Source organism: uncultured Croceicoccus sp. (assembly GCF_947496385.1).
GTDB lineage: Bacteria > Pseudomonadota > Alphaproteobacteria > Sphingomonadales > Sphingomonadaceae > Croceicoccus.
In genome coordinates this window covers 248,846-269,238 of sequence record NZ_CANMCP010000002.1, presented here as the reverse complement: position 1 = coordinate 269,238, position 20,393 = coordinate 248,846, and the positions used below count along the sequence as shown (strand labels likewise).

The following is a 20,393-nucleotide window of genomic DNA, read 5'->3' as shown; positions in this document are numbered from 1 at the left end:
CGGTTCAGCCGCCCTTCGCGAAGGGTGAGAAATCGGTCGTTTCATCGTACACGTCGACCGCCTCTGCGCGTTTGAGCGCGCCGATCACGCGATAGGTCACCGGGGTCAGCAGCGCCTCCCACCCGGTCTTGATCGCCCATTGCGACACGACCGCCTGCGCGACGAGCTCCGGCGGAAAGCCCGGCACGCCCAGAAACGCGACCGGATAGAAGATCAGGCTGTCCAGCCCTTGCCCCACGACGGTCGATCCGATGATCCGCATCCACAGATGCCGCCCCTGCATCCGGCTCTTCATCTTTGCAAGGACGTAGGAATTGGCGAATTCCCCGACCCAGAATGCCACGATGGAGGCGGCCACGATGCGCCAGGTATTGCCGAACACGAATTCGTAGGCATCCTGCCCCTCCCACCCGTCGGCCGGCGGCAGGGAGACGACCGCCCATGCCATGAACGCCATGAACAAAAGCGCCGCAAACCCCGTCCAGATGACCCGCCGCGCCCGGGCATAGCCGTAGACCTCGGTCAGGACGTCACCGATGATATAGCTGACCGGAAAGAAGAGAACGCCCGCGCCGAACACCCATTGCGTGCCGCCGGGCAGGGTGATGTAGCTAAGTTTCGATGCGCCGATGACATTGGACAGCAGCACGATCATGACGAAAGCCGCCATGACGAGATCGTAGAAGCGAAAATGCCCGACCCGGGCGGCATCGATCCTGTGCGGGGAGTCGTTCATGCCCTGTGGCTAGCGCGTTTCGCGGGTTGCGCAAAGCCCGTTGGCGATGCGCGGCGCGCACAGCGGGCCATGGCGAACGCCGCCAAGTTCCACTTGACCGCCGGGCAAAACCCGCTAAATCCGCGCGCTCCGACGGATCGGGCGGTTAGCTCAGCTGGTAGAGCATCTCGTTTACACCGAGAGGGTCGGGGGTTCGAGCCCCTCACCGCCCACCATCGTTTGCAGGCCTTGCGACTGGCGCGACCACCGTGCGAATCGCCGCCCGCGGCTTCGCGCGACGTGCCGATCGGCCGCACGCTCAATCGAACAATTGCGCGGCTTCCGCACCGGACCAGTCATATCCGCCGACCACGCGCCAGATTTCGCGCCCGTCGCTGCCGTAATAGACCGTCGTCGGCAACACCCCCGTCCCATAGGCGAAGCCGAGCGCGTTTTCCGGATCGAGCCAGGGGCGCAGCATCGTGAATTCGCGCTGATCGAAGAAGGCCGCGACCTTCTCCGCCCCGTCCAGATCCTGCGACACGGTAAGCACGGCAAGCTCGCCCTTCCGCTCCTTTGCCAGAGCATCGAGCATCGGCATTTCGAGAACGCAGGGCGCGCACCATGTCGCCCACAGGTTGACGAGCAGCGGCTGACCCGAAAATTCATCGAGGGTGCGCGTCGTGCCGTCCGCCAGCGTCAGCACCGCCTCCGGCATCGGTTCGCCCGCGTGGCTGCGGTCGATCTCGCCCGTCAGGACCGCATCGTCCGCATCGCCCTTCGCTTGCGAAGCGGCGGTCTCTTGCCTATCGCACCCGGCAATCGCAAAGCTGCCGGCCGCAAGGGTCGCTGCGGCGGCAACGGACAGGACTGGGCGGAATTTCATGGGTAAGGGCAAGGCAGGCTCCGACGACAAGGCGAATGGCGGGCAGGCAAATCAGATGTGGGGCGGACGCTTTGCCGAGGGGCCGTCCGCGATCATGCGCGAGATAAATGCCTCCATCCCCTTCGACAAGGTGTTGTGGCGGGAGGACATCGCCGCATCGAAGGCGCATGTCGCCATGCTCGCCGCGCAAGGGATCGTGACGGACGCCGACGCCCGCACCATCGCCGACGGGCTGGACACCATCGCGGGCGAATATGAACGCGATGGCGTGCCCGAAAACTGGGACCTCGAAGACATCCACATGGTGACCGAGGATCGCCTGTCGCAAATCGTCGGCGCGGCGGCGGGGCGGCTCCATACCGCGCGCAGCCGCAACGACCAGGTCGCCACCGATTTCAAGCTCTGGGTGCGCGACACGATCGACCAGACCGATGCCGCGCTCGCCGCGCTGCAACGCGCATTGGTGACCCGCGCGGGCGAACATGCGGACAGCATCCTGCCCGGTTTTACCCATCTGCAAACGGCGCAGCCGGTGACGCTGGGCCATCATCTCATGGCCTATTACGAGATGTTCCGCCGCGACCGTTCGCGCTTTGCCGATGCGCGGGTGCGGTTGAACGAATGTCCGCTCGGCTCTGCCGCGCTGGCCGGCACCGGCTTTCCCATCGACCGGGACCGGACCGCGCGCGAACTCGGTTTCGACCGGCCCACGGACAACAGCCTCGATGCCGTGTCGGATCGCGATTTCGCGCTCGATTACCTGTCGGCAGCGGCGCAGACCTCGCTGCACCTCTCGCGCCTTGCCGAAGAATTGATCCTGTGGGCGAGCCAGCCGTTCGGCTTCGTGCGGATCACCGATTCGCTGTCGACCGGAAGCTCGATCATGCCGCAGAAGAAAAACCCCGACGCGGCCGAGCTGATCCGCGGGCATGCGGGGCGCATCACCGGGTGCCTCATGCAATTGAGCATGACGATGAAGGGGCTCCCGCTGGCCTATTCGAAGGACATGCAGGACGACAAGCCGCCAGTGTTCGAGGCGGCGTCGCTCCTCGCGCTGTCGGTGGCGGCGATGACGGGGATGATCGCGGAATCGACCTTCAACATCGCCCGCATGCGGCAGGCGGCGGAAATGGGCTTTGCCACCGCCACCGATCTTGCCGACTGGCTCGTGCGGGAGGCGGACATTCCGTTCCGCGAGGCGCATCACATCACCGGCGCCGCGGTCAAGCTCGCCGAGGGAAAGGGCGTGGCGCTCGACGATCTCACCATTGCGCAGTTGCAGGACATCGACCCCCGCATCGACGAGCGCGTATACACCGCGCTTTCGGTCGAGGCGTCGGTCGCGGCGCGCAATAGCCACGGCGGCACCGCCCCGGCGCAGGTTCGCGCGCGGGTCGCCGATGCGCGGCGCGTGCTGAACATGGGGGACGGGGCGTGACCGGGCGGCGCATCGTTCATCTCGGCGTGGCGGCGGCGGCCATCCTCACCGCCGGCTGTGCGCAGCGGACCGATCTGGAGCCCTTGCCCGGCAACACGCTTCCGCCCGCCGCCTATGGCGAGGCGAAGCGCCCCACGGTCGAGGAATTGCTCGAACGTTCGCCACAGGCCGCACCCGAACGCAATGTCGAACTGCGCACGCAGTCCGAACCGCGCGAACCCGACCCTTTCGACCTGCCGCCGGAGCGTTAGACCATGGACCATTTCACCCGCCGCGACGGCGTGCTGCACGCAGAGGACGTGCCCCTGACGCGCATCGCCGAAGAGGTCGGCACCCCCGTCTATGTCTATTCGCAGGCCACGCTGTCCCGCCATGCGCGTGTTTTCCGCGAGGCGCTTGCGATCCTGCCCGACGTGCATTGCGCCTTTGCGGTGAAGTCGAACCCGAATCTCGCCGTGCTGCGCGTGCTCCGCGCCGAGGGGTTCGGCGCCGATGTCGTGTCGGCGGGCGAGATGCGGCGCGCACTCGCGGCGGGCATGGCGGCCGGGGACATCGTGTTTTCGGGCGTCGGCAAGACGGATGACGAACTGGCCGAGGCGCTCGATGCCGGGATCGGACAGTTCAACCTGGAATCGGAGGAAGAGGGCGAGGCGCTCGCGAAAATCGCCGCGGCACGGGGGGTGAAGGCGCAATGTGCGCTGCGCGTCAATCCCGATGTCGAGGCCGGCACGCATGAGAAGATCTCCACCGGCAAGGCGGAAAACAAGTTCGGCGTGCCCTATGACCGGGCGGCGGCGATCTTCGACCGGCTCGCGGGGCGGGACGGCCTCGCCATGCGCGCGCTGGCCGTGCATATCGGGAGTCAGCTTGCCAGTCTCGACCCGCTGGAGGCGGCGTTCGCGCGCATGGGTGCGCTCATGGAGGCGATCCGTGCGGAGGGGCACGCCGTGACCCACATGGATCTGGGCGGCGGGGTCGGCGTCCCCTATCGCGAAGGGGAACGTTTTCCCTCGCCGCAGGATTATGCCGCAATGGTCGCCCGCGTGACGAAGGATTGGGGCGTGCGCCTCATGTTCGAGCCGGGCCGCGTGATTTCGGGCAATTCGGGCGTACTGGTCACCCGCGTCGTCCGGGTGAAGCAGGGAGTGTCGCATCCCTTCGTCGTGGTCGATGCGGCGATGAACGATCTCGCCCGGCCCGCCATGTACGATGCCTGGCACGATTTCGTCGCCGTGACCGATCGCGGCGACACTATGGTCGCGAATATCGTCGGCCCGATTTGCGAAAGCAGCGATACCTTCGCCATGGGCCGCGACATCGCCGCGGTGGAAACGGGCGACCTCGCGGCGTTCCGCACCGCCGGTGCCTATGGCGCGACCATGGCGAACACCTACAACAGCCGCCCGCTCGTGCCCGAGGTGCTGGTCTCGGGCGATCGCTATGCCGTCGTCGCCGACCGGATCGAACCGGCGGAAATCCTCGCCGCCGAACGCGTGCCGGACTGGCTCGCATGATGGCCTGCGTGCGCTGATGCAATCGCTGCCGCTGTTTCACCGTATCGCGGGACAGAAGATCGTCGTGCTGGGCGAGGGGGAGGCCGCGGCGGCGAAGCGGCGGCTGATCGAACGGGCCGGAGGGATATGTGTGGGCGAGCCGGAGGCGCATCACGCAAGGCTCGCCTTCATCGCGATCGACGACGAAAAAGAGAGTGAGGCGGCCGCGATCCGCATGCGGTGCCGCGGCCTTTTGGTGAATGTCACCGACCGGCCGGCGCTATGCGAATTTACCGTGCCCTCGATCCTCGACCGCGATCCGGTGCTGGTCGCGGTGGGCACCGGCGGGGCGTCGGCGGGGCTGGCAAAGATGCTGCGCCTGCGGCTCGAATGGCTGCTCCCGCCGGGGCTGGGCCGGCTGGCGCAGGCGCTCGGCACGGCGCGCGAGGCGATCCGGGCGCGCTATCCGCATGGGGCGGACCGGCGCCGCGCGCTCGACATCGCGCTGGGTGAGGGGGGCGCGCTCGATCCGCTGACCGAACATGGGGCCGGGGTGGTGGATGACTGGCTCGCCGGCGATGCGGACACCATGCGCGAGGGGCGCTATGACATCGCGCTGCGCTCCGCCGATCCGGACGACCTCACCCTGCGGGAGGCGAGACTGCTCGGCAGCGCCGATTATGTCGTTCACGCCCCCGGTGTTCCCGCCGCGATCCTGAACCGTGCGCGTGCCGATGCCGTCCGTGTGCCGGTTGAGGATAGCGGTACGACCGGTGACGGGGTCATCGTCGCGATACACGGGCCCTGAGGCGGCGCTTTTCCGCAATTTGGCAAAATTATGGCAAACGCCGGGAACGATCGACGCGATATGCCCGTTTTACATCCGATAGCTACGTAAGGGATATCGAAATGAAGAAATTCGCCATGGTTTTTGCCGCCGGAACGCTGGCCTTGGGCTTGTCTGCCTGCGACGTGGATCAGACCGAGGAAGGCGAACTGCCCGATGTGAATGTCGAGGGTGGCAACATGCCCGAATATGACGTCGAGGCGCCCGACGTGAACGTCGATACCGAGGAACGCACGGTGGAAGTGCCCGTCATCGACGTGGACACCCCCGATGCCGAGGGCGAACCGGCCACCGACCCTTCGGAATAAGCGCTTTTCGAGAATGGGAAACGGGCCGCGGACCTATCGTCCGGCGGCCCGTTTTTCTATTCAGCGATCCTCGTCGAAGGCGAAGCCCCCGCTGCCGAGCGCGTCGATCGCGCCTTGAAGGATGATCGCGGCGGCGTGGCTGTCGATACGGGTCGCGCGGCGGGCGCGGCTGAAATCCTGCTCGATGAGCGCGCGTTCGGCGCCGACGGTCGACAGCCTTTCATCCCAGAGCAGGACCGGCAATCCGAACGCCTCGACCAGATTGCGGGCGAGGGCGCGGCTGGCCTGCGCGCGCGATCCCTCGCTCCCGTCCATGTTGCGGGGCAGGCCCACGACGAAACCCGCCACCCGCCGTTCGCGCACCGTCGCCGCGATCACGTCGCGCAGGGCGCCGAACTTGCCGCGCGGATGCGTCTTTCCCGCCGTGGCGAAATGCCAGCCAGCATCGCATGTGGCGAGCCCCACGGTTTTCGTGCCGGGATCGATGCCGATCAGCACGCCGCCATCGGGGAGCACGGCATCGAATTCGCGAACTTTCTCGGTAATCATCGCCCGCCCCGCGTCAGAGACGAAGTCTCGCCCTGCGCCCCATTCCAGGCCGATACGCGGGTCCCCACATCGCGGCGCAGATTGGCCCAGAACAGCGGAATATCGTAGACATGGTAATTGTTGCCCGGCAGCACCGCATTGCCGAGATCGGGCGGATCGCCAATCAGCAGGATCCCACGCGGATCGCAGCGCGCCGGCACCGCGTCCTCGACCAGTCGCCCGCTCGTGAAATCGGCATTGGGAACCAGCGTGCCGAGATTGGCACTGGCCGGCGCGGCGCCGCCAATTCCGCCGGTGAGGGGGTTGGAGCACAACAGCTCCGTCTCCGCATTGGGGAGGCCATTAAGGCCCAGCCCGGCGGAATAGGAGCGCAAGAGGCGGTCCGGATCGGCGGGTTCGGCAAAGCTCGACCAGCTCATCACGCAGCCCGATTGCCGCGCATCGCCGCACGCGGGAAGCCCGAGCGCGGGCAGGTCGTTCGCCACCGAAATCGGCCAGCCGATGATATAGGCGGCGGCGATCCGGTCGGCGATGGGGGTGCCGGCGATCCGTTCGCGCAACAATCGCCGGAGGTGGAGCGCGCCCTGGCTATGCCCCGCCAGCACGATGGGCAGCGCCGGATCCGCCTCCTTCACGAACTGCGCAAAGGCCTGCTCCACATCCCGATAGGCGGCGTCGATCGCGCGCTGCGCCTCCGGCCGGTCGGTGAGGAACGCGCCCACCGCCGCCTGGCGGTAGCGCGGGGCCCAGATCTGCTCTGCCCGGTTGAACGGGCTGGCCATGCCGCGCACGAACAGGTCGGCCCGTTGCCGCGACGCCGCATCGTCCAGCGTCGCATTCCACGCGGTATTTTCGACAAAGCTCGTCGGGTGGACGAAGAACACCGCCGCCGCCATGCGCCCGTCGGTTTCGGTGAAGCCTTCGGGGAGCCAGCGGGCGGGATCGTTGCCGTTCATGCCGGGCCGGCTGATCCACATGGCGGCATCGGCATAGGCATTGTCGGGCAGGGCCTCCTGTTCCGCAAAGGCGGTGTCGGGCACGAAGGCGAATTCGGTCAGATCATCCGCGAAATAGGACAGGGCCAGCCCGCCCGCGATGATGAGGACGATCAGAATCGCGATGACATACAGGAACTTGCGCGCCATTGTTCAGCCCCGCGCGGCCAACGGATGATCGTCTCCCGCATGGTCGGAGCGGTGTTCGAGCATCGTCTTGACCATCGCGACGAGCGGGTCGGCCAGCGCCAGCCCGAGAATGCCGAACAGGATGCCAAGGATCAGCTGCATCGCGAGCACCAGCGCCGGGGCGAGATCGACCGTCTTCTTCGCGATCATCGGCACCACGACATAGCCATCGAACGTCTGCACCACGGCATACACACCGAGCGCGTAGAGCGCCATGTCCGTGCCCCCCGAAAGCCCGACGAGGACCATCAGCACGCCCGAAATCATCGCGCCAATATTGGGAATGAACGCGAGAAGCCCGGTGATGAGGCCAAGCAGCGAGGCCAGCGGCACGCCATACACGCCCAGCGCGATGCCGGTAAGGACGCCTTCGAAAACCATGCCGACCACCCGGCCGAACAGCAGCCGCCGCATGGTAAAAGCCATTTTTTCCATCATTTCGAGGAAGCTGCCGCGCCGCCGGTCGGGGAGCAGCCACGCGAGCCCGCGTTCGTAAAGCCGAGGTTCCGCCGCGAAATAAATGCCGAGAATCAGGATCAGGAAAAACGTGGTCAGTCCCCCGACCACGCCGCCGATCATGCTCGTCACCTTGCCGAGGCCGCCCACGCCCTGCCGCACGATGGTCTGCATGTTGGGGGCAATTTCGATGCCCTGCGATTCGATCCAGCGCATGACCGTCGCGACCTGCCGGCGGATGAGGTCGGGGAACTGTGCCGCCTCGGACGCGAATTGCGTGCCGGCAAAGAACAGCAGCCAGGCCAGGAACGCCGTCGCCGCGATGAGCACGAGCGCCACACGCCAGCCTCGCCCGATCGGCAACACCCGGCCCAGGAGCCGCGCGCCGCCGTCAATCAGCGCGGCAAAGACGAGTCCGCCGAAAATGACGAGCAAAGCCTGCGACATGTAGAGGCACAGGCCGAAGACCGCCGCGATCCCGAGCCACACGATCGCCCGCCGCGCCTCGAACCGGAGGCGGGGGTCGGCGATGGTGGAGGGGCTGTGTCCCTCGGGGATCGCGTCTTCGATATGCGGCTCATCGGTCATTGACGCGGTTTAACGCAATGAAATGCCTTTACAAGCGCGGTGTCGGCCCGTCGCCGCGGATCAGCGCGCGGCGGGGTGCGGTTTCCCGGCGCCCTGCGCAGGGCGGATCGGCGGGCGCAGGGTGCCGAGCGCGCGCCCATCGCGCAGCGCGCCGAACCAGGACAGCGGGTTCCACCCCTCGCTCCCGTCGAGGGAGAAGGTCACGAATTCGGCCCGGCCGCCGATGTCGGACAGCGGCACCGGCCCGCCAAGCCCGACGCCGGGCAGCGTTTCGCGGCTGTCGGCGCTATGGTCGCGGTTGTCGCCCATGAGAAAGACATGGCCTGCGGGAATCGTGATTTCGGGCCGGTTGTCGAGCTTCTGGCTGATGTGGTCGACGATCAGGTAGGACGCGCCATTGGGCAAGGTTTCGCGATAGGTCGGCAGTTCGTAGACCGAACGCCCGCTCGGCAGGCGGGTGCGATAGGGTGCGAAGGCGGCAAGGCAGGGCACGCCATTGCATGTCTGTGCATCGTCGGCGTCGATCTGCACCGGCGGTTCGGCTTCCTGCGGGATCATGCGGCCGTTGAGCACGATGCGCCCGTCGCGAATGGCGATGCGGTCGCCGGGCAGGGCGACGACCCGCTTGATCCAGTCTTCCTTCGCATGCGGCGGGCTCACGATGACGATATCGCCATATTCCGGCGTCCGGCCCAGCACGCGCATGTCCGACCGGGGGAGTGCATGGAACGAGGCCGACACCCACGACCAGCCATAGGGATATTTGCTCACCACCAGCCGGTCGCCGACGAGCAGGTTCGGCATCATCGAGATCGACGGAATGTAGAACGGTTTCGCCACCAGCGAGTGAAAGCCGATCACCGCAAGCAGCATCAGCGCCAGCCCGGTGATCTCCCGCCGCCAGTCGACCGGCTCGTCCTTTTCGAAGGCGACCGGCGCCTGCGGGGCGGGGGGCGGCATCGTGCTCTCGCTCACGCGCGGATATCCTGTGCGGTGGCGGCCGTGGGCAGCGCCTCGATAATGACGAAGGCCTGTGCCCAGGGATGGTCGTCGGTCATGGTGAGGTGCACTTTCGCCGCGTGTCCCGGCGGGACCATTTCGGCAAGCCGGGCCGCCGCCCCGCCCGAAAGCGCGAGCGTCGGCGCGCCCGACGGCGCGTTCACCACGCCGATATCCTTCATGAAGACGCCGCGGCGAAAACCGGTCCCCACCGCCTTGGAAAAGGCCTCCTTTGCTGCGAACCGCTTGGCATAGGTGCCGGCCTGCGTATGGGGACGGCGTGCGGCCTTGGCCCGCTCAACCTCGGTGAACACGCGATTCTCGAACCGCTGCCCGAACCGGGACAGCGAATTGGCGATGCGGTCGATATTGCAAAGGTCGGAACCCATCCCGATGATCATGGCATGCGGTCTAGCGGCAAAACCATGACGGTGGAACGGACAAGTTGCACGGTTCGGCGCGCGCCTACCTCGCCTCGTCCATGAGCGTGCGCATCCGCCGCACCGCATTTTCCAGCCCCACGAACACCGCCTCGCCAATGAGATAATGCCCGATATTGAGCTCGGCGAGTTGCGGAATGGCGGCAACCGGCATCACGTTTTCATAGGTCAGTCCGTGGCCGGCATGCGGCTCGATCCCGTTCTTGGAGGCCAGCGCGGCCATGTCGGCCAGCCGTTTCAATTCGACCGCGCGCGCATCGCCCGTCGCATGGGCATATTCGCCGGTATGAAACTCGACGACCGGCGCGCCGAGCCGCATCGCCGCCTCGATCTGCCGTTCCTCCGGCTCGATGAAGAGGCTGACGCGGATGCCGGCATCGGCGAGGCGGGCGCAGATGGGGGCAAGGCGGTTGTGCTGTCCCGCGGCGTCGAGCCCGCCTTCGGTCGTGCGCTCCTCGCGCTTTTCCGGAACGATGCAGGCCGCGTGGGGCGCATGGCGCAAGGCGATGGCGAGCATCTCCTCCGTCGCCGCCATTTCCAGGTTCAGCGGAAGATCGGTCGCATCCTGTATCCGGCGCAGATCGGCATCGCGAATGTGGCGGCGATCCTCCCGCAGATGGGCGGTGATGCCGTCTCCGCCGACCGATGCGACGATCTGCGCCGCGCGGACCGGGTCGGGATGGTCGCCGCCGCGCGCGTTACGGATGGTGGCGACATGGTCGATATTGACGCCGAGCCGCAGCGGACGCGCCTGTGTCGGGCTGCGCCCGGTCATGCCTTCCGGCTCCCCGGCTTCGTCACCGGAATCGCGGCGAGTTCCGGGGGAACTTCGTCGGGCGCATAGGTGGGAAAGCGGATTTCGACGAGCGGCACGAAGGGAATGTCGAACGCGGTGTCGCCGCCCGAACGGTCGACCAGGCTGGCGAGCGCGATGACCTCGCCGCCTTCGTCCTCGACCGCCTTGATCGCCTCCCGGCTGGAGAGGCCGGTCGTCACGACGTCCTCCACCATCAGGATTTTTTCGCCGGGTGCGATGTCGAACCCGCGGCGCAGTTCGAACGTGCCGGTCGGCCGTTCGACGAACACCGCGTCGCGGCCCAGCGCGCGGCCCATTTCCTGCCCGATGATGATGCCGCCCATCGCGGGCGACACGACCTTGTCAATACGCGCGCGCAGGTCGCGCGGAAGCTTCGCGGCGAGCGCGGCGGCAAGGCGCGCGGCACGGTCCGGATTCATCAAAACGCGCGCGCATTGCAGGTAATGCGCACTATGTCGTCCCGACGAAAGCTTGAAATGCCCTTCGAGCAAGGCGCCCGCGGCGCGAAATTCGGCAAGGATGCTGGTCTCGTTCATGGGTTCCGTCTGCCTTGATCCCGGTGCGGCGGTGGCATGGCCGGGCGTGCCCGCGCCGCGGCCCATGCGCCCCGCCTCGATAAAAATATCCCCTAGAGGTGCTTGAGACAGGCCGCAAGCGCGCGTATAGGCCGGCTCGCAAGTGGAGGCGAAACGTGCCATAATGTCGGTTGACGGCATGGTCCGTCACGACGAAGCACTTCGCGAACCTTAGGATTCAGGCAGGAAAGCGAGCGAACTGGTGAGCAACATGCGCCGCGCGGCTGACAAGATTAAGACGGCGGGATTCGGTCTCGCCATGGGTGTGGCATTTCTGCCGCAAACCGTGCTGGCCGCAATTGCGCCTGCCCAACCTGACGTCATCGAAAACGCGCCGGCCGCGGTTCCGGCGGCTGCGCCCATCGCCGAGGCGGCGCCGGCCGGCTCGTACACGCCCATGGCTCCGACGCCGGGCAAGGGCATGCCGATCGACGGCGCCATCGGGTTCCAGGACCAGTATTCGCCGATCGGTGAATATGGCCTGTGGATGCACAACGCGATCCTGATGCCGGTCATCGTGATCGTGTCGCTGATCGTGCTGTTCCTGATGCTGTGGGTGATGGTGAAATATCGCCGCGCCGCGAACCCGACGCCGTCGAAGACCGCTCACAACACCGTGGTCGAGGTGATCTGGACGCTGCTCCCCGTGCTCATTCTGCTCGGCATCGCGGTCCCCTCGATCGACCTGCTCGCCAAGCAATATGAAACGGCACCCGAAGATGCCCTTACCGTGAAGGTTACCGGGTATCAGTGGTACTGGGGCTATACCTATCCCGATTACGGCGATTTCGAGGTGATCTCGAACATGATGGACGAGGACGAGGCCATCGCGAATGGCGAGCCGCCGCAGCTCGCCGTGGACAATCGCCTGGTCGTGCCGGTGGGCGAGCCCATCCGGATCCAGACGATCGGCGCGGACGTCATCCACTCCTTCGCCGTGCCTTCGCTGTGGTTCAAGCTCGACGCGGTTCCGGGCCGCCTCAATGAAAAGATGCTGATCGTCGAGGAGCCGGGCGTCTATTACGGGCAGTGCATGGAGCTTTGCGGCGCGCGTCACGGCTACATGCCGATCGCGGTCGAGGCTCTCCCCCGTGCGCAGTTCGAGCAATGGGTGCTGACGCAGCCGGGTGGCACGCTGGGCGATGAACCGTCCGACGTGACCGAGATTCCCGGCATTCAGCAGCCCGAGTCCGCAATTCCCGGGGCGGCCGGTGCCCGCAACCCCGCTCCCGAAGGTGCCGCCGCCACCGCGGCCCCGACCGTCTAAGAAGGTAAAGGTTTCCAGACATGGCTACCACCGCTCACCCCGACCATCATCCCGCGCATGACGACGCGCACGATCTGCATAGCCATGCCGATCACAAGCCGTCGTTCTTCGCGCGCTGGTTCATGTCCACCAACCACAAGGACATCGGTACGCTCTACCTGATCTTCTCGATCTTCGCGGCCATCATCGGCGGCGGTATTTCGGGCATCATGCGGGCCGAGCTTGCCGAACCCGGCATTCAGGTTCTCGGCTGGTGGGCGCAGTTCCTCGGCGGCGGCGAAGCGGTCGATTTCGACCAGACGCTGCACCTGTGGAACGTCCTGATTTCCGCGCATGGCCTGATCATGGTGTTCTTCGTCGTGATGCCCGCCATGATCGGCGGTTTCGCCAACTGGTTCGTGCCCATCATGATCGGCGCGCCCGACATGGCGTTCCCGCGCATGAACAACATCAGCTTCTGGCTGACGTTCATGGGCTTCTGCTCGCTGATGATCTCGGCCTTCATGCCGGGCGGCACCGGGACGGGCGCCGGCACGGGCTGGACCGTCTATGCACCGCTGTCGACCACGGGTTCGCCCGGGCCGGCGGTCGACTTCGCCATTTTTGCGCTGCACCTTGCCGGTGCCGGCTCGATCATGGGCGCGATCAATTTCATCACCACCATCTTCAACATGCGCGCACCGGGGATGACCCTGCACAAGATGCCGCTGTTCGTATGGTCGGTGCTGGTCACGGCCTTCCTGCTGTTGCTCGCTCTGCCGGTTCTGGCCGCGGCGATCACCATGCTGCTGACCGATCGTAATTTCGGCACGACGTTCTTCGATCCCGTCGGCGGCGGCGATCCCGTCCTTTACCAGCACCTTTTCTGGTTCTTCGGCCACCCCGAAGTGTACATCATGATCCTGCCGGGTTTCGGTATTATCAGCCAGATCGTCTCCACCTTCAGCCGCAAGCCCGTGTTCGGCTATCTCGGCATGGCCTATGCCATGGTCGCGATCGGCGTCGTCGGCTTCGTCGTGTGGGCGCACCACATGTACACGGTCGGCCTGTCGGTGAACGAGAAGATGTACTTCACCGCCGCGACGATGATCATCGCGGTGCCGACCGGCATCAAGATCTTCAGCTGGATCGCCACCATGTGGGGCGGCAGCCTGGAGTTCAAATCGCCGATGTGGTGGGCGCTGGGCTTCATCTTCCTGTTCACCGTGGGCGGCGTGACCGGCGTCGTGCTGGCCAATGGCGGCGTCGACGACAACCTGCACGACAGCTATTATGTCGTCGCGCACTTCCACTACGTGTTGTCGCTGGGCGCGGTGACCGCCATGTTCGCGGGCTGGTATTACTGGTTCCCGAAGATGTTCGGCCGCTGGCACTCGGAACTGCTGTCGAAGATTCAGTTCGTGATCTTCTTCATCGGCGTGAACCTCGTGTTCTTCCCGATGCACTTCCTCGGCATGCAGGGCATGGCCCGCCGCTATCCCGACTACACCCCGGCGTTCAGCTACTGGAACCATCTGTCTTCGGTCGGCTATGTCATCATGGCGATCAGCGTCGGCGTGTTCTTCCTGAACATCATCTACGCCATCGTTGCAGGCAAGAAGCCGGCCCCGAACTACTGGGGTGAGGGTGCGACCACGCTGGAATGGACGCTGTCCAGCCCGCCGCCGTTCCACCAGTTCGAAACGCTGCCCGAAATCGACGATCACGCCCACGCGCATTGATCGCTTCATTCGGCGCAAAGTCACCCGGCGCCCCGGCGGATACTCTCCGCCGGGGCGCTCTGGTTTTGCGATGCGGGCTTTGCGCGTGCCCCCTTTGCAGCTATAGGCCCCAGCATGATCACCGCAGACCATAGCGTCGCCCTGCCGACGCACTGGCGCGACTTCCTCGCGCTGACCAAGCCGCGCGTGATGACGCTGGTGGTTTTTACGGGCCTGTGCGGGTTGCTTGCGGCGCCTGGATCGATCCATCCGGTCATCGCGTTTACCGCCATATTGTGCATCGCCGTGGGTGCCGGCGGCGCTGCTGCGCTGAATCAGTGGTACGAGGCCGAGATCGACGGCGGGATGAAGCGCACGGCGAACCGGCCGCTTCCCGCCGGACGCATGGAACGCGGCAGCGCGCGGGATTTCGGCATTGCCCTCTCGGCAGGATCGGTCATGGTCATGGGGCTGGGCGTGGGCTGGCTTGCCGCGATCCTGCTGATCATTTCCATCGTCTATTACGCCGTGGTTTACACGATGTGGCTGAAACCGCGCACGCCGCAGAATATCGTGGTCGGTGGCGGCGCCGGTGCATTTCCGCCGCTGATCGGGTGGGTGGCCGTGACGGGTGAGATCACGCTCATGCCGGTCGTGCTGTTCGCGATCATCTTCCTGTGGACGCCGCCGCATTTCTGGGCACTCGCGCTTTTCGTGAAGACCGATTATGCCAATGTCGGCATTCCGATGATGCCCGTCGTTGCCGGGGAAAAGGCCACACGCCGTCAGATCCTTGCCTATACCGTGATCCTTGCACCGGTCGCGATGGCGCCATGGTTCATCGGCGGGGCGGGCGCGATCTACGCCATCGGCGCGGGGGTCCTGTCGCTGGCATTTTTCGCGCTTGCGGTGCCGGTGGGCACGCGGTTTTCCGGGCCGGACGATGCAATGAAGCCGGAAAAGCGTCTCTTCGCCTTCTCGATTCTCTACCTGTTCGCGCTGTTCGGTGTGCTGGTCGCGGATCGACTGGCCGCCAATTATGGATGGATTGCATGACGCCCGATGAAAAACGCCGCCATTCCGACGAAGTGCACGCGCGCCAGAAAGGCCGGAACAAGGTGCTCGGCTTCGTTCTGGTCGGGCTCGTCGTGCTGTTTTTCGTTCTGACCTTCGTGCGATTCCCGACGCCGGAGGACCGTGCCGCCGCCGCGGCGGAGCAGGACGCCGCGCAGAATTCGGGTCAGCCGTTCGGCTGATCGCCGCGTGATTCGCGTCTTTGCCATTCGGGCCGAACTGCCGTATGGGACCGGATCATGTCTGCCCGTCTGATCGATAACCGGAACCGCCGCGTCGGATTGATATTCCTGGGCGTGGCGGTGCTCATGGTCGGGCTCGGCTATGCCGCGGTGCCGCTCTACCGGATGTTCTGCCAGGTGACCGGGCTCGACGGCACGACGCAGCGCGTGACCGAGGCCGAGGCGGCGAAGGTCTTCGTGGCCGAGGACACGATGTCGATTCGCTTCGACGCGAATGTCGAACGCGGGATGCCGTGGAATTTCCGGCCGGAGCATACCACCGATACCGTATCCATCGGCGCGCGCGACATGGCGATTTTCCTTGCGAAGAACGAATCCGATCACCCGATCACCGGTACGGCGAGCTTCAACGTGTCCCCGGTGCAGGCCGGCAAGTATTTCAACAAGATACAGTGTTTCTGCTTCACGGATCAGACGTTGCAGGCGGGGCAGGAAATGCGCATGCCCGTGCTCTACTACGTCGACCCGGCGATTCTCGACGATCCGGACACGCGGGACCTGAGGCAGATCACGCTCAGTTACACTTTCTACGCGCATGAGGACGAGTAACGTCGCGCGCTTTGGCGCAAAGGCTCTGGACCGCGCGCGTCGGCGCCGCTAAAGGCGCGCAAAGGATTTTGTGGACCGCTGAGGTCCGTCACTGATCGCTCAGGCTGAAAGTTCAGGGGAAATACGCATCATGGCCGGCACGAAGAACCACGATTATCATATTCTGCCGACGGACCCCTGGCCGTTCCTGCTGTCGTTTTCGCTGCTCGTCTTCACGAGCGGCATGGCGATGTTCATGCATGAAATGGCGCTCGGCACCTATGTGCTGATCGCGGGCGTGATCGGCGTGCTTGTCGCGATGTACAGCTGGTTCAGCAATATCATCAAGGAAGCGCGCGCCGGCGACCATACGCCGGTGGTTCAGCTGCACCTGCGCTATGCGATGATCCTGTTCATCGCGTCCGAGGTCATGTTCTTCGTGGGCTGGTTCTGGGCGTTCTTCGATTTCGCGCTCTTCCCCACCACGTTGACCGAGGTGGTTGACGGGCAATGGCCGCCCGCGGGGATCGAGGCGGTGATGGATCCGTTCGACCTGCCGCTGCTCAACACGCTCATCCTGCTGTGTTCGGGTACGACCGTGACCTGGGCGCACCATTCGCTGATCCACGGGGATCGCGACGGGCTCAAGAAAGGTCTGTGGCTGACCATCATCCTCGGCCTGATCTTCAGCGGGGTGCAGGCTTACGAATACATGCACGCGCCGTTCCCGTTTGGCGAGAACACCTACGGTTCGGCCTTCTACATGGCGACCGGGTTCCACGGCGCGCACGTGATCATCGGGACGATCATGCTGATTGTCGCGCTCGTCCGCAGCTACAAGGGGGATTTCACCCCGCGTCAGCATTTCGGTTTCGAGGCGGCTGCCTGGTACTGGCACTTCGTCGACGTGGTGTGGCTGTTCCTCTTCGTGGCGGTGTATGTCTGGGGCGGTTGGGGCGCGCCGGTTCACTGATGACCGATACACCCGAAGACGGGCCGGGCCCTCGCTCGCCCGCTTCGCTGATCAAGGCGGCGGCGCTTGGGGAATGCCCCCGATGCGCCGCCCCCACCATGTTCAGGGGCGCGGTGCAATTCGCGGATAAATGTGGCCAGTGCGGGCTTGATTATTCCCGCTTCAACGTCGGCGACGGGCCGGCCGGTTTCCTCACCCTGATCGTCGGCGCGGTGATGGCGATCCTTGCGATCGTCGTGGATCAGATGCTCCACCCGCCGTTCTGGGTTCACGTCATTCTCTGGGTGCCGTTGACGATCGCGATGGTGGTCTATGGCCTGCGGCTTGCGAAGGGCGCGTTGCTGATCGTGGAGTATCGGCGCGGCGCGCGCGAGGCGCAATCGCGCGGTGACGGCGGCGGGGAATGATGCGCCGCATACCCGTATTCGCGACATTGGTGGTGGGCGTTGCGGTCGCCGTGATGATCGCACTCGGCATCTGGCAATATCGCCGGGCGCAGGAGAAGACCGCCATCATCGCCTATTACGAACAGGCGCAGGGCCGAAGCGAGCCTGTTCCGTTTCCGCAAAACGAAACCGCGAGCGAGGCGGCGCTTTACCGGCAAAGCCAGGTCGATTGCGCCGAGGTGATCGAGCAGGGCGCGATCGGCGCCACCGCGCGCGACGGGCGCAAGGGATGGGGCCAGGTCGCGCAATGCCGCCTTCGCGGGGGCGGGGAGGCGGAGGTCATGCTGGGCTGGGTGCTGCAGCCCGGGGTGCGGCCCTGGGACGGAGGCGTCGTGACCGGAACCGTGGCACCGGCGGGCATGGGTGTCCGCCTCGTCGCCGATCCGCCGCAGGCCGGGCTTGCGCCGCTGGCCCGGCCCGATCCGCACAATCTGCCCAACAATCATATCTCCTACATGGTGCAATGGTTCTTCTTCGCCGCGACGGCGCTCGTCATCTATGGGCTGGCCCTGCGTGCACGGCTTGCGCGCAAGGATGACGGGAGGTAATCGCGCGGCGCATGGACTATATCAGCACACGGGGCGGGGCATCGCCGCTCGATTTCAAGGGTGTCACGCTGGCCGGATTGGCGAGCGACGGGGGGTTGTTCATCCCCCGCGAATGGCCGCAGTTCACCCACGATGACATCGCCGCGATGGCGGGCCTCCCCTATGCACAGGTGGCCGCGCGGGTCATGGCGCCGTTCGTCGGCGCATCGCTGGCCCCGGAACGCCTGCTCGAATTGTGCGAGGCTGCCTATGGGCGGTTCGCGCATGCCGCGGTCGCCCCGATAAAGCAGCTCGACGAGCGGCAATGGCTGCTCGAGCTTTTTCACGGGCCGACGCTGGCGTTCAAGGACGTCGCGCTGCAATTGCTCGGCCTGCTGTTCGAGGAATTTTTGAAAGATGGCGACCGGCATTTGACCGTGGTGGGCGCGACCTCGGGCGATACCGGGTCCGCCGCGATCGAGGCGCTTGCCGGCCGCGCGCATGTGGATGTGTTCATGCTGCACCCGCGCGGCCGCGTGTCGGAGGTGCAGCGGCGGCAGATGACGACGGTGCTCGCCCCCAACATCCATAACATCGCCATCGGCGGCAGCTTCGACGATGCACAGGCCACGGTAAAGCGCATGTTCGGCGACACCGCCATGACCGGGCGTTTCCGGATCAGTGCGGTGAACTCCATCAACTGGGCGCGGCTCATGGCGCAGGTCGTGTATTACTTCACCGCCGCCGTGGCGCTTGGCGCGCCGCACCGGAAAATCGCGTTCAGCGTGCCGACCGGCAATTTCGGCGACGTGTTCGCAGGCTATGTCGCGGCGCGCATGGGCCTTCCGGTCGAGCGGCTCATCGTCGCGACGAACGTGAACGACATCCTGCACCGCGCGATCGCGTCGGGCGATTATTCGGCGCAGGGCGTCACGCCCACCGACGCCCCCTCCATGGACATTCAGGTCAGCTCGAATTTCGAGCGGCTGCTGTTCGACGCAGGCGGGCGCGACGGCGCCGCCATGGCGGAGCAGATGCGCGGTTTCGATGGCGCCCGCGCGATGCAACTCACCCATGCGCAGCGGGAAGGCGCCGCCGCCCTGTTTTCCAGTGCGCGGGTCGATGCCGATGCAATGAATGCCGCCATGCGATGGGCGCATCACGCCGCGGGCGAGGTGATCGATCCGCATACCGCGATCGGCCTCTACGCCGCGCGCGCCGCCGATCTGCCTCCCCATGTCCCGGTCGTCACGCTCGCCACCGCGCATCCGGCGAAGTTCGGCCCGGCGGTAAAGGCCGCGACCGGCGTCGATCCGGTGCTGCCGGAACGGCTCGCCGACCTGCACGAGCGGGAGGAACGCTACGACGTGCTTTCGGGCGAATACGACGCCATCGCCTCCTATGTCGCAGAGCGCGCCACGGTCAGCGCAGACCCCGCGTAATGGCGGTGTTGACGGAACGGCCCGGCCTCATGCTGGGTGAGGGGTGGGACGGTTTTCGCCTGCTCGACAGCGGGCACGGGCGCAAGCTCGAAGCCTATGGCGATTACCGGTTCATCCGCCCCGAACCGCAGGCGATGTGGACGCCGCGGCTCTTGCAATGGGACGCGCATGGCGAATTCGTGCCCGCCTCGGACGAGGATGGCGGCGGGCGCTGGCAATTCGATGGCCGCGTGCCGCGCGATGGCTGGACGCTGGACTGGAACAGCATCCGGTTCAATGCGCAATGCACGCCGTTCCGGCATTTGGGCTTTTTTCCCGACATGGCGCCGGTGTGGGATTGGATGGACGCACAGCTGGACGGGATGGCCGATCCGCAGACGCTGAACCTGTTCGGCTATACCGGGGTCGGGTCGCTTTCGCTCGCGCGGCGGGGGCGGGTCACGCATGTCGATGCGTCCAAGAAATCCGTGGCGCAGGCGCGTGAAAACGCCGCGCTTTCGGCGATGGAGGACCGGCCGGTGCGCTGGCTGATCGACGATGCCGCCAAATTCGCCGCGCGCGAGGTGCGGCGCGAACGGCGGTATGATGGCATCATTCTCGACCCCCCGAAATTCGGGCGCGGCCCCAATGGCGAGGTCTGGCGCATCGAGGATGGGCTGCCCGGTCTCGTCGCCGATTGCCGGCAATTGATCGACGGCAATTCGCGTTTCCTGTTCCTCACCGCCTATGCCGTGCGCATGTCCTCGCTCTCGCTGGCCGGCTTGCTGGCCGAACATTTCGGTGATCTGCCGGGCAGCATCGAACATGGCGACCTCGCCGTGCGGGAAGAAGGCGGCGCAGGACAGGCGGGGCGGATCCTGCCGACCGCGATCTATGCCCGCTGGTCCAACGAAGGCTGA

The 20,393-nt window shown here is 65.7% G+C and carries 24 protein-coding genes and 1 tRNA gene; 16 read left to right on the top strand and 9 right to left on the bottom strand.

Annotated elements, in window-relative coordinates:
• Positions 1 to 4: 4 nt before the first annotated feature.
• On the bottom strand, positions 5 to 736 hold the full coding sequence (locus Q0897_RS05100) for a queuosine precursor transporter (protein ID WP_299307990.1): 732 nt from the start codon (positions 734 to 736) through the stop codon (positions 5 to 7).
• A 139-nt stretch (positions 737 to 875) separates the two neighbouring features.
• Here Q0897_RS05100 and Q0897_RS05095 point away from each other — a divergent pair.
• Positions 876 to 951, top strand: a tRNA-Val gene (locus tag Q0897_RS05095).
• 83 nt (positions 952 to 1,034) lie between these two features.
• On the opposite strand, the gene Q0897_RS05090 is transcribed toward Q0897_RS05095, so the two are convergent.
• Positions 1,035 to 1,601, bottom strand: a complete 567-nt coding sequence (locus tag Q0897_RS05090) for a TlpA disulfide reductase family protein (protein WP_299307988.1) — start codon at positions 1,599 to 1,601, stop codon at positions 1,035 to 1,037.
• A gap of 55 nt (positions 1,602 to 1,656) precedes the next feature.
• Here Q0897_RS05090 and argH point away from each other — a divergent pair, with 55 nt between their 5' ends.
• The 5 genes from argH (at position 1,657) to Q0897_RS05065 (ending at position 5,687) form a co-directional block, all read left to right on the top strand.
• Positions 1,657 to 3,039, top strand: a complete 1,383-nt coding sequence (gene argH, locus Q0897_RS05085) for an argininosuccinate lyase (protein WP_299308169.1) — start codon at positions 1,657 to 1,659, stop codon at positions 3,037 to 3,039.
• The gene (locus Q0897_RS05080) at positions 3,036 to 3,290 is read left to right on the top strand and encodes a hypothetical protein (protein ID WP_299307986.1); all 255 of its coding nucleotides are present in this window, start codon (positions 3,036 to 3,038) and stop codon (positions 3,288 to 3,290) included. Before argH ends, Q0897_RS05080 begins: the two co-directional genes overlap by 4 nt.
• Positions 3,291 to 3,293: 3 nt before the next feature.
• The gene (lysA, locus tag Q0897_RS05075; RefSeq protein WP_299307985.1) at positions 3,294 to 4,553 is read left to right on the top strand and encodes a diaminopimelate decarboxylase; all 1,260 of its coding nucleotides are present in this window, start codon (positions 3,294 to 3,296) and stop codon (positions 4,551 to 4,553) included.
• A gap of 16 nt (positions 4,554 to 4,569) precedes the next feature.
• On the top strand, positions 4,570 to 5,340 hold the full coding sequence (locus Q0897_RS05070) for an NAD(P)-dependent oxidoreductase (protein ID WP_299307983.1): 771 nt from the start codon (positions 4,570 to 4,572) through the stop codon (positions 5,338 to 5,340).
• Between the two features lie 101 nt (positions 5,341 to 5,441).
• The gene (locus tag Q0897_RS05065; RefSeq protein WP_299307981.1) at positions 5,442 to 5,687 is read left to right on the top strand and encodes a hypothetical protein; all 246 of its coding nucleotides are present in this window, start codon (positions 5,442 to 5,444) and stop codon (positions 5,685 to 5,687) included.
• 60 nt (positions 5,688 to 5,747) lie between these two features.
• Here the strand turns inward: Q0897_RS05065 and ruvX are convergent, their stop codons facing one another.
• From ruvX to pyrE, 7 genes are all read right to left on the bottom strand, one after another.
• Positions 5,748 to 6,236: a Holliday junction resolvase RuvX gene (gene ruvX, locus Q0897_RS05060; protein ID WP_299307980.1), complete on the bottom strand. Its 489-nt coding sequence runs from the start codon at positions 6,234 to 6,236 to the stop codon at positions 5,748 to 5,750.
• Positions 6,233 to 7,381, bottom strand: a complete 1,149-nt coding sequence (locus Q0897_RS05055) for a DUF3089 domain-containing protein (RefSeq protein WP_299307978.1) — start codon at positions 7,379 to 7,381, stop codon at positions 6,233 to 6,235. Before Q0897_RS05055 ends, ruvX begins: the two co-directional genes overlap by 4 nt.
• Positions 7,382 to 7,384: 3 nt before the next feature.
• A complete protein-coding gene (locus tag Q0897_RS05050) occupies positions 7,385 to 8,464 on the bottom strand; it encodes an AI-2E family transporter (RefSeq protein ID WP_299307976.1) in 1,080 nt (359 codons plus the stop codon).
• A gap of 60 nt (positions 8,465 to 8,524) precedes the next feature.
• Positions 8,525 to 9,424: a signal peptidase I gene (gene lepB, locus Q0897_RS05045; protein ID WP_299308168.1), complete on the bottom strand. Its 900-nt coding sequence runs from the start codon at positions 9,422 to 9,424 to the stop codon at positions 8,525 to 8,527.
• A gap of 11 nt (positions 9,425 to 9,435) precedes the next feature.
• Positions 9,436 to 9,864, bottom strand: a complete 429-nt coding sequence (gene acpS / locus Q0897_RS05040; protein ID WP_299307975.1) for a holo-ACP synthase — start codon at positions 9,862 to 9,864, stop codon at positions 9,436 to 9,438.
• 64 nt (positions 9,865 to 9,928) lie between these two features.
• Positions 9,929 to 10,678, bottom strand: a complete 750-nt coding sequence (locus Q0897_RS05035) for a pyridoxine 5'-phosphate synthase (RefSeq protein ID WP_299307973.1) — start codon at positions 10,676 to 10,678, stop codon at positions 9,929 to 9,931.
• Positions 10,675 to 11,256, bottom strand: coding sequence for an orotate phosphoribosyltransferase (gene pyrE, locus Q0897_RS05030; protein ID WP_202085569.1), 582 nt, complete (start codon positions 11,254 to 11,256; stop codon positions 10,675 to 10,677). Before pyrE ends, Q0897_RS05035 begins: the two co-directional genes overlap by 4 nt.
• Before the next feature lie 250 nt (positions 11,257 to 11,506).
• Here pyrE and coxB point away from each other — a divergent pair, with 250 nt between their 5' ends.
• The 10 genes from coxB to Q0897_RS04980 all read left to right on the top strand — a co-directional run bounded on the left by coxB (position 11,507) and on the right by Q0897_RS04980 (position 20,393).
• Positions 11,507 to 12,562: a cytochrome c oxidase subunit II gene (gene coxB / locus Q0897_RS05025; protein WP_299308166.1), complete on the top strand. Its 1,056-nt coding sequence runs from the start codon at positions 11,507 to 11,509 to the stop codon at positions 12,560 to 12,562.
• 20 nt (positions 12,563 to 12,582) lie between these two features.
• Positions 12,583 to 14,283 carry a cytochrome c oxidase subunit I gene (gene ctaD, locus Q0897_RS05020; RefSeq protein WP_299307970.1) on the top strand — a complete coding sequence of 567 codons (1,701 nt, stop codon included), beginning with the start codon at positions 12,583 to 12,585 and terminating at the stop codon, positions 14,281 to 14,283.
• A 114-nt stretch (positions 14,284 to 14,397) separates the two neighbouring features.
• Positions 14,398 to 15,318, top strand: a complete 921-nt coding sequence (locus Q0897_RS05015) for a heme o synthase (protein WP_299307969.1) — start codon at positions 14,398 to 14,400, stop codon at positions 15,316 to 15,318.
• A complete protein-coding gene (locus tag Q0897_RS05010; protein ID WP_299307968.1) occupies positions 15,315 to 15,518 on the top strand; it encodes a hypothetical protein in 204 nt (67 codons plus the stop codon). Before Q0897_RS05015 ends, Q0897_RS05010 begins: the two co-directional genes overlap by 4 nt.
• Before the next feature lie 57 nt (positions 15,519 to 15,575).
• Positions 15,576 to 16,127, top strand: coding sequence for a cytochrome c oxidase assembly protein (locus Q0897_RS05005; RefSeq protein WP_299307966.1), 552 nt, complete (start codon positions 15,576 to 15,578; stop codon positions 16,125 to 16,127).
• A gap of 130 nt (positions 16,128 to 16,257) precedes the next feature.
• Positions 16,258 to 17,079, top strand: coding sequence for a cytochrome c oxidase subunit 3 (locus Q0897_RS05000; protein WP_202085561.1), 822 nt, complete (start codon positions 16,258 to 16,260; stop codon positions 17,077 to 17,079).
• On the top strand, positions 17,079 to 17,486 hold the full coding sequence (locus Q0897_RS04995; protein ID WP_299307963.1) for a DUF983 domain-containing protein: 408 nt from the start codon (positions 17,079 to 17,081) through the stop codon (positions 17,484 to 17,486). Before Q0897_RS05000 ends, Q0897_RS04995 begins: the two co-directional genes overlap by 1 nt.
• A complete protein-coding gene (locus tag Q0897_RS04990) occupies positions 17,483 to 18,073 on the top strand; it encodes an SURF1 family protein (RefSeq protein ID WP_366519898.1) in 591 nt (196 codons plus the stop codon). The genes Q0897_RS04995 and Q0897_RS04990 overlap by 4 nt, the downstream gene beginning before the upstream one ends.
• An 11-nt stretch (positions 18,074 to 18,084) precedes the next feature.
• Complete coding sequence (thrC, locus tag Q0897_RS04985) at positions 18,085 to 19,494, top strand: threonine synthase (RefSeq protein WP_299307962.1); 1,410 nt, start codon at positions 18,085 to 18,087, stop codon at positions 19,492 to 19,494.
• Positions 19,494 to 20,393, top strand: coding sequence for a class I SAM-dependent methyltransferase (locus Q0897_RS04980; protein WP_299307961.1), 900 nt, complete (start codon positions 19,494 to 19,496; stop codon positions 20,391 to 20,393). The genes thrC and Q0897_RS04980 overlap by 1 nt, the downstream gene beginning before the upstream one ends.

Coding starts and splice junctions, on each gene's coding strand:
- Q0897_RS05100 (WP_299307990.1), bottom strand. CDS start 736: ATGAACGACTCCCCGCACAGGATCGATGCCGCCCGGGTCGGGCATTTT.
- Q0897_RS05090 (WP_299307988.1), bottom strand. CDS start 1,601: ATGAAATTCCGCCCAGTCCTGTCCGTTGCCGCCGCAGCGACCCTTGCG.
- argH (WP_299308169.1), top strand. CDS start 1,657: ATGTGGGGCGGACGCTTTGCCGAGGGGCCGTCCGCGATCATGCGCGAG.
- lysA (WP_299307985.1), top strand. CDS start 3,294: ATGGACCATTTCACCCGCCGCGACGGCGTGCTGCACGCAGAGGACGTG.
- Q0897_RS05070 (WP_299307983.1), top strand. CDS start 4,570: ATGCAATCGCTGCCGCTGTTTCACCGTATCGCGGGACAGAAGATCGTC.
- Q0897_RS05065 (WP_299307981.1), top strand. CDS start 5,442: ATGAAGAAATTCGCCATGGTTTTTGCCGCCGGAACGCTGGCCTTGGGC.
- ruvX (WP_299307980.1), bottom strand. CDS start 6,236: ATGATTACCGAGAAAGTTCGCGAATTCGATGCCGTGCTCCCCGATGGC.
- Q0897_RS05055 (WP_299307978.1), bottom strand. CDS start 7,381: ATGGCGCGCAAGTTCCTGTATGTCATCGCGATTCTGATCGTCCTCATC.
- Q0897_RS05050 (WP_299307976.1), bottom strand. CDS start 8,464: ATGACCGATGAGCCGCATATCGAAGACGCGATCCCCGAGGGACACAGC.
- lepB (WP_299308168.1), bottom strand. CDS start 9,424: ATGCCGCCCCCCGCCCCGCAGGCGCCGGTCGCCTTCGAAAAGGACGAG.
- acpS (WP_299307975.1), bottom strand. CDS start 9,864: ATGATCATCGGGATGGGTTCCGACCTTTGCAATATCGACCGCATCGCC.
- Q0897_RS05035 (WP_299307973.1), bottom strand. CDS start 10,678: ATGACCGGGCGCAGCCCGACACAGGCGCGTCCGCTGCGGCTCGGCGTC.
- pyrE (WP_202085569.1), bottom strand. CDS start 11,256: ATGAACGAGACCAGCATCCTTGCCGAATTTCGCGCCGCGGGCGCCTTG.
- coxB (WP_299308166.1), top strand. CDS start 11,507: ATGCGCCGCGCGGCTGACAAGATTAAGACGGCGGGATTCGGTCTCGCC.
- ctaD (WP_299307970.1), top strand. CDS start 12,583: ATGGCTACCACCGCTCACCCCGACCATCATCCCGCGCATGACGACGCG.
- Q0897_RS05015 (WP_299307969.1), top strand. CDS start 14,398: ATGATCACCGCAGACCATAGCGTCGCCCTGCCGACGCACTGGCGCGAC.
- Q0897_RS05010 (WP_299307968.1), top strand. CDS start 15,315: ATGACGCCCGATGAAAAACGCCGCCATTCCGACGAAGTGCACGCGCGC.
- Q0897_RS05005 (WP_299307966.1), top strand. CDS start 15,576: ATGTCTGCCCGTCTGATCGATAACCGGAACCGCCGCGTCGGATTGATA.
- Q0897_RS05000 (WP_202085561.1), top strand. CDS start 16,258: ATGGCCGGCACGAAGAACCACGATTATCATATTCTGCCGACGGACCCC.
- Q0897_RS04995 (WP_299307963.1), top strand. CDS start 17,079: ATGACCGATACACCCGAAGACGGGCCGGGCCCTCGCTCGCCCGCTTCG.
- Q0897_RS04990 (WP_366519898.1), top strand. CDS start 17,483: ATGATGCGCCGCATACCCGTATTCGCGACATTGGTGGTGGGCGTTGCG.
- thrC (WP_299307962.1), top strand. CDS start 18,085: ATGGACTATATCAGCACACGGGGCGGGGCATCGCCGCTCGATTTCAAG.
- Q0897_RS04980 (WP_299307961.1), top strand. CDS start 19,494: ATGGCGGTGTTGACGGAACGGCCCGGCCTCATGCTGGGTGAGGGGTGG.